Consider the following 2,873-nt stretch of genomic DNA (forward strand, 5'->3'; position numbering starts at 1 on the left):
GTGGCGACGGTGTGGGGTGCGCGTCCGGACGAGGCGGCGCGCCGGTACGCGTGCGACGACGAGGCCGCCGACCACCCGGTGCGGCTGCTGCGGGCCGTCGACGTGGCCGCGCCGACCGGCCTGGCGTTCGCGTGGCTGTGCCAGCTGCGGCTCGCGCCGTACAGCTACGATCTGCTCGACAACCGTGGCCGGCGCAGCCCGCGGACCCGCACGGTCGACCCGACGGACCTCGCGCCCGGCACGACGATGATGCAGATCTTCGCGCTCACGTCGGTGGTCCCGGGCGAGCACCTGACCATGCGCATCGTCGACCGCCGCGCGCTCGCCGCGTTCGGCCCGGTCACGGTGACCTACGCGGTGCACGCCGACGGCTCGGACCGCTCGCGCTACGTCGCCGTCCTGCGGATCGGCTCGCCGCGGCGGGGGAGGCTCGTCGACCTCGGGCGCGGGCTGCTCGCGTGGGGGGACCTCGTCATGATGCGCAAGCAGCTGCTGACGCTCGCCGCGCTCGCGGGACGCGAGGCACGTGAGGTGCCGGCGGGAGCAGGACGGACGGCGGACCGGTGACCGGCAGGCGCGGCCGCGGCCGGACGCCGGAGGCCGTGCCCGTCGAGCGCCGTCAGCCCCGCGACCGCCCGGCGGCGACCGCCTGACGGGCCGACCGCCCCGACCGCACGTCGCGCTGCAGGTAGTTCCACGCGATGACCGCGCAGGCCACGCCGTTGACGAACCCCATGGTGACGTCGGTGAGCGAGTGCATGCCGCGGTACAGGCGGCCGATGCCGACGGCGAACGGCACGAGGACGCACAGGATCGTCGCGACCCACCGCAGCACGGGGTTGCCGATGCGCTGGCACAGCGCGGCGAGCGTCAGGTAGAACGCGGTCGCGGCGCCCGTGTGGCCGCTGGGGTAGGACGACGTCGGCGGAGAGTCGTCGAGGTGCTCGACCTCGGGCCGCGTGCGGCCGACGACCAGCGCGGACGTGAGGAAGATGATCGCCTGCAGCGACACCGCGATCCCGGGCACCGCTGCGAACCACCACTGCTTGGTCTTCCACCAGATCAGCGCGATGCCCAGCGCGCACGCGCCGATGAGGAACTCGGTCTGCCCGATCCCGGACAGGAACATGGTGAGCGTGTTGAGCGCGTCGGTGCGGCGGCTCACGAACCAGTCGTTGACGCCGGCCTCGGCGGGCAGGCCGCCCAGCGGCCCGACGACGAGCAGCCCGACACCGACGATGACCAGCCACAGCCCGACGCCGGGCAGCAGCGCACGGCGGGACAGGTCGCGCCAGAACTGCCGGGACGTCGGGGCCGACGTGTCCAGCTCGTAGCGGTGCAGGAACTCGTGCACGTCAGGGCTCCTCACGGGGGACGGGCGTGCCGGCGGGCGGCCGGACGTCGGGGGCGGGGGTGGCCGACGGGACGCCGTCGTCGCGTCGACCGGTCTCGGGCACGGCGTCGCCGCCGTGGGGGACGTCGGGGACGTCGGCGGGCGGGGGCGTGTCGGCGCCCCAGCCGCGGTAGCCGACGTAGGACGCACCGGCGATCGCGACGCCGAGGAGGATCCCGGCGACGACGTCCGACGGGAAGTGCACGCCGAGCAGGACGCGGTCGGCGGCGGTGAGGACCACGGCGAGGCCCGCGACGGTGGGTACGACGACGCGTCCGACGCGACCGAGCAGCGGCCACACGAGCAGCGTGAGCGTGACGGCGGCGACGGCGGTGTTCGTCGCGTGCCCGGACGGGAAGCTCGAGCCGGGCGCGTGCTCGACGGCGTCCTCGACGACGGGCCGGGCGCGCTGGACGACGCCCTTCGCGGCGAGCTGGAGGGCCCAGCCGGCGCCGATCGTGACGGCCGCCCAGAGGGCACGCGTGCCCAGCCGGTGGCGCCGCCACACCCACACGCACAGCACCGCGGCGGCGGTGTTGACGACGACCGCCTGGAACGCGGTCTGCCAGGCCACGAGCACGCTGCGCAGCGCGGGGTTCGCGCGCGTGAGGTCGGTCGCGGCGACGATCGCGGACTGGTCGACGTGGACGATCGCGGTCACCTGACCGCGCACGAGGAATGCGAGCACCACGACGGGGAGCGCGACGGCGGCCCCGAGCGTCGCGGCGCGCACGAGTGCGCGTCGGCGGACGGTCGTGGCTCGCATGCGGTGAGGGTAGGGGCGCCGGGCCGTGCGCGCCCGGCGAGACGACGCAGGTCAGCCGACGGTGGTGACGACCGTGCCCGCGGGCGCCTGCCACAGCACGTCGAGCACGTCGTCGGTGACCCGCACGCACCCGTTCGACACCGCGCCGCGGCCGCGCAGCGTGGTCGTGTGGATCGCGGTGACGGCCGTGCCCGTGGGCTTGTCGTAGTGGTCGATCGTCTCGCTCTGCGTCGACAGCGGCAGGACGCGCGGGGTCGTCGTCCCCGGCTCCGACCAGCGCAGGCCCAGCAGGAAGGCCGGCCCGTGCGGGGTCGGGGTCGCGGGTGCGCCCGTCGCGACCACGGGGAACGTGCGCACCGACGCGCCGTCGTCGACGGTGAGCGTCTGCGCGGCCACGTCCACCACGACCGACCAGTCGGTGCCGGACGGCATCAGGTCGGCCGTGCGGACCCATCCGGTGCGGCCGTTGACCTGCGCGCGGTCGTCGCGGGGGAGCGAGCCGCGCGTCGCGAGGAGCACGCGCACCCAGCCGGCGGCCTCGTCGACGACGGGCAGCACGTTCGCGGCGCCGAGCACGTCCGTCGGGAGCACGCCCACGGCAGGGCCTCCGACGCTCGCGTGGACCGCGGTCGGCTCGGAGACGACGACGGTCCGCCACCGGCCGAGCGACGGGTCGTCGTTCTCGAGCGGGGTCAGGCCCTCGCTCCCGGGCAG

At 75.6% G+C, this 2,873-nt stretch carries 4 protein-coding genes; 1 reads left to right on the forward strand and 3 read right to left on the reverse strand.

What is annotated here, in order from left to right:
• On the forward strand, nt 1–567 hold a 567-nt coding region (locus tag HGA02_RS15250; RefSeq protein WP_210728634.1), incomplete at its 5' end, for a hypothetical protein.
• Nucleotides 568–619: 52 nt separating this feature from the next.
• Here the strand turns inward: HGA02_RS15250 and HGA02_RS15255 are convergent.
• The 3 genes from HGA02_RS15255 to HGA02_RS15265 form a co-directional block, all read right to left on the reverse strand.
• Nucleotides 620–1,354, reverse strand: coding sequence for a phosphatase PAP2 family protein (locus HGA02_RS15255; protein ID WP_168679887.1), 735 nt, complete (start codon nt 1,352–1,354; stop codon nt 620–622).
• 1 nt (nt 1,355) lies between these two features.
• The gene (locus HGA02_RS15260; protein ID WP_168679889.1) at nt 1,356–2,159 is read right to left on the reverse strand and encodes a phosphatase PAP2 family protein; all 804 of its coding nucleotides are present in this window, start codon (nt 2,157–2,159) and stop codon (nt 1,356–1,358) included.
• Between the two features lie 51 nt (nt 2,160–2,210).
• Nucleotides 2,211–2,873 (reverse strand): L,D-transpeptidase (locus HGA02_RS15265; RefSeq protein ID WP_168679891.1); only part of this gene is annotated, 663 nt, incomplete at its 5' end.

The sequence above is a fragment of the Cellulomonas septica genome, from assembly GCF_012396155.1.
GTDB classification, from domain to species: Bacteria; Actinomycetota; Actinomycetes; order Actinomycetales; family Cellulomonadaceae; genus Cellulomonas; species Cellulomonas septica.

Excerpts from the sequence above, each read along its gene's own strand:
- HGA02_RS15260 (WP_168679889.1), bottom strand. The coding sequence starts at position 2,159 with ATGCGAGCCACGACCGTCCGCCGACGCGCACTCGTGCGCGCCGCGACG.